This window comes from Chromatocurvus halotolerans (assembly GCF_004340525.1).
GTDB lineage: Bacteria > Pseudomonadota > Gammaproteobacteria > Pseudomonadales > Halieaceae > Chromatocurvus > Chromatocurvus halotolerans.
Genome location: NZ_SLWX01000033.1, coordinates 1 through 3,756, shown reverse-complemented (window position 1 = coordinate 3,756; position 3,756 = coordinate 1). Strand labels below are relative to the sequence as shown.

Here is a 3,756-nt window from a genome sequence, read left to right as displayed (position 1 = left end):
GAGCTTTGAATGTCTTGCTGTAACGTGCCATGCGTCACCTCGTTGCCCTCTGCCTCCATTGTAAGGGAGGCGGCAACTATCTTGACGCAGAGGGGGTCGATAAGGTTCTGCTCCAGCGTCAGATTTTCCGGCCAGCCATCATCCGGCGAGATCGTCCGCAGGTGATCAACGCTGGACATCACAGCGTCGTAATCCTTCACAACATCGTTGACGGTGAGTGTTCGAATTCTGAACTCATCTGTCTCGAGCTGTGCGGGAACCGTGAACCCGCTCGGCACGAAGTGTTCAGGTGATTGCGTCATGCTTCAGACTTCCTCGCGATTGGCGTGCCGTAGCTGATAAATGCGTGGCTAGTGTCATGAGTTGGAAGTCCGCAATGCTTCTGGTCGGCCCCTCCTCCCTGCCGGCCAGCGCTAGCGTGGCCCACTAGTCTCTTTCCAGCTTGTTCATCAATGCCAGAAGCTCATCCAAAACCAATTCTGGCTCATCGACGTGTACAAGATGCCCACTTTTTCTTGTCAACACAGATTTACCCTGCGGGAAATCGCCTGCCCAGCTTTGCCACAGTTCACCCCACAGTCTTCTGCCCTGGTCGGTGAAAAACAAATTTTCTGACATCTCTGCTCTTTTTACAGAAGCGATTACCGTGACCGGTATGTCGCGGATCTGCGGATAATCGGGCAGCGGTCTTTTGCTCCAGAAATCGAGGTACTGGTTTGACATGCCATTTTTCATATCGTCTTGTTTTATTTCAGCAATCTGTCGATTGCCTTTTTCCAGATCAATGGCGCGCAAGATATCGACATGATGCTCAGACGACGGATCCAGCATCAAGAGGGCTTTTATCTGCTCCGGGTAAGCCGCGGCGAAATCTCTTGCAACACTGCCTCCATAGGAATAGGCAACGACAATCACAGGTTCCTGAATATCCAGTCGAATTAAAAGTTCACTGGCGTAATCTGCGTAATCACGTGACGTGAAATGTCGCTCAATAGCCGTGGATTCTCCATTGCCAACCCTGGAATAGCGAATGACGGTTGCATGCTCTGCCATTCGGTTGAAGACTGGCCCCCAGTCAGACATTCCAGCATTACCGCCGGCCTCCAGAAGCACGATGTGCCGGCCGCTACCGGCAACTTCATACGCAAGTTCAAATTCATTGACGTTGATCAGTGCAGGTTGAGCCGCCACAGCAAAAGAGAATGCGATAACGATTAACGATAGGAACCTCAAGGTTTCTCCTTGAAACATTAACACCGTGATGGAGCAGCGCAGCGCCGCTGGCTGTGGTGGACTCTCAGGTCCGGCCAGCATGGAATACGCGAGCCATTATCGGGCGTATGACAAAGTGCACAATAGCCGAGATGCCAGCACCCACAAGCGCAGCAATGGTCGGAAGCACCGCGCCAAGTACGAACGTCATACCCAACACGAAACCGAAAATATACTCGGCACGGTAAATCGGAAGAATCAATCCGACGGCCAGTGAGGCCAGGAAGGTGCCAGTCGCGACTGATTCAAACCCCGCCGCAAAGGAAAACGAGAGCACCAGGCCCACGAGTAGAGCGCCGAGACAACGTGAAACTGACCTTGTGGCAGCTCCCTCGTTTAGCGCTGCACCACGGGTGGCGTTTCTGGATGCCAACCAGCCAAGGATGGGAAGAATTATCAGTCCCCACCAGTTGGAGGCGCCTGGCAGATCAGGCCGTGCAAGAAGGTGGTGGCTCTGAACCCCACCATGAGTGTACTCCCATAGAAGATGCGCAATGCTCGCCAGAAGGCCAACAACAAGTCCCCCTCTGATCAATACCTGCAAGGTTGAGTTTGGCATCCACGCTCCTCGGGCTAGTTTGGCTCGGCTTTACGACAATAGTCTGCGCGACTGCGAACATCATCGACAGTGAGCTATGCAGACCCGTCAGCATCGTCCTCAACGGCGTCATGCAGGCCGCCAACGATGTGCCGAGCGGCGACTCCCACGATCAAGGATTCTTGGCAAAAAGTTTCTAAAACAGGCGCTCTGACGCCTTGAGGCCGTCCTCAGTGAACAGGACAGACTTTGCCTTTCCAACCGGGCTCTCAATGAACCCCTTTTCGTGAAGCCGGTTCATGGCATCCCAATCAAAGGATTTCCATGCTCTACCACCATCATGCAATGTCAGGTACAGCCGCGCCAGTACGGCCTCGTCGATTTCCTCTTCATCAATTTCCATGGCTCACCATTTCATGATGCAACGTCCTGACGCCTGAGTTAAGCCGCATACGGGCAGGGACGTCCGGTGGATGCCGCAGGCCGTCACGTGCTTGCTCGGCCTCTTATGCATCCCGTCTGACCTCCCGGATTTGCCTGCCGCGAAGCAGCAAATACAGAGCAAACCCCACCGCGACTCCCGGCACAATGCCGAGCAGCAGACAAACCCACCCCTTCCGAACCGAGTATTTCTTCGCTTCATAAAACACCCAGGCCGCAAGAATCGTCCAGCAAACAAGGACATCCGTCGAATAACCGCTGGAATACGGGTTCACAAACCCAGCCGCGAACGCGCCCCATATATCAGGATTCTCGATAAGCGGAGGGACGACAATCAAAGCAAAGAAGCCCGTGAAGAAAAGAGCTGCGAGAGCCAATATGGCCTTAAAGACTGATTCAGACATTTAGCCATTCTCTCTGTTGCGAGGCATAACGCCAGTCAGCATGCTCGACTACGGAATGGAAGCGAAGCCGCAATGCAGCAGACGTCGCGCGCCCGGCCTTGTTAATCGCCAATGGTAGCCCCCGGGTCCAGAACCCAACAGCGGTCATTGTGCGTGTAGCCAATCTCACCATAGTAAGAGTTGGCTGCCGGTGCGGCGATGAGTATCAATTTGCAGAGCGGGCCCAGGTGCTCTTGAGTCAAAGCCTGCAATCGCTTACCTATGCCTGACCTCTGATAATTTCCATGAACCGCCAGATCCGACAGGTAGCAAGCATAGTGAAAGTCAGTGACACTGCGGGCAATACCGACAAGTACAGAATTGTCCCAGGCGCTCACAATGAGATTGGAGTTGGAAACCACCCCCTCCATACAATCGCGATCGTGAATTGGCCGACGCTCCCCGAGAGTAGAACTCTCCAGCAAACCGATGAACTGGTCAGCGGTAATGGGATGATTCACCTTGAAGCTGATAGCCATACCTCTCCCCGGCAATTAACGCCGCGCTCTCCGGCTCGTCCGGTGCAATGCGTGGTTAGATCCAAGCGCTTTACACATGAAGGTGGATGAGTCCGGGCATAGTCCTGCAAATTGTGATGTCTCGGCGATGTTTCTCGGAGCCTCCGAGCGAGATAGCTCCTCATAGCCCAACCGCTCAAAAAACGTGTCAGCCGTGGTTGTAAGAAGATAGAGCGCTTTTATGTTGGAGCGAGTTGCCCATTCTTCAGAAAATGCTACGAGTTTTTGGCCAAGACCATTGCCTCTATTTGCTGCAGAAATCGCGAACGAGCGAAGAAGACCGAAATCACCGCACACCTCAATCCCTATGACACCCATAAGCCCGCTTTCATGACGCAAGCCAAAGAAACAAACGTTATTATTATCTCGCAAATCATCAATTGGCAGGTCACAAGCAACCAGGAGAGCATCTATGTCTTGGCTATAGGCTACTTGTTCCATGAAACCTTCCCTAGCAGCCTGTCGGACTTAACCGAATAGTATCGACGTGGGATAATCCATGTCACGTGCAGTGATCGGGGCGCAATGATGGCAAACTTCGTAA

General features: G+C 53.1%; 5 protein-coding genes and 1 pseudogene. All 6 read right to left on the bottom strand.

Features of this window, described 5'->3' with window-relative positions:
- Positions 1 to 302 (bottom strand): annotated as a pseudogene (locus EV688_RS17195) (hypothetical protein); the annotation flags it as partial.
- Between the two features lie 124 nt (positions 303 to 426).
- Positions 427 to 1,314 (bottom strand): alpha/beta fold hydrolase, encoded by an 888-nt coding sequence (locus EV688_RS17190; RefSeq protein ID WP_205686749.1) that lies wholly within the window; start codon positions 1,312 to 1,314, stop codon positions 427 to 429.
- Positions 1,315 to 2,006: 692 nt separating this feature from the next.
- Positions 2,007 to 2,213: a DUF6429 family protein gene (locus EV688_RS17180; RefSeq protein WP_117319728.1), complete on the bottom strand. Its 207-nt coding sequence runs from the start codon at positions 2,211 to 2,213 to the stop codon at positions 2,007 to 2,009.
- A 103-nt stretch (positions 2,214 to 2,316) separates the two neighbouring features.
- A complete protein-coding gene (locus EV688_RS17175; protein WP_117319729.1) occupies positions 2,317 to 2,655 on the bottom strand; it encodes a DUF2834 domain-containing protein in 339 nt (112 codons plus the stop codon).
- A 101-nt stretch (positions 2,656 to 2,756) separates the two neighbouring features.
- Positions 2,757 to 3,173 carry a GNAT family N-acetyltransferase gene (locus EV688_RS17170; RefSeq protein ID WP_117319730.1) on the bottom strand — a complete coding sequence of 139 codons (417 nt, stop codon included), beginning with the start codon at positions 3,171 to 3,173 and terminating at the stop codon, positions 2,757 to 2,759.
- A gap of 15 nt (positions 3,174 to 3,188) precedes the next feature.
- The gene (gene arsN2 / locus EV688_RS17165; protein ID WP_117319731.1) at positions 3,189 to 3,653 is read right to left on the bottom strand and encodes an arsenic resistance N-acetyltransferase ArsN2; all 465 of its coding nucleotides are present in this window, start codon (positions 3,651 to 3,653) and stop codon (positions 3,189 to 3,191) included.
- Positions 3,654 to 3,756 lie beyond the last annotated feature (103 nt).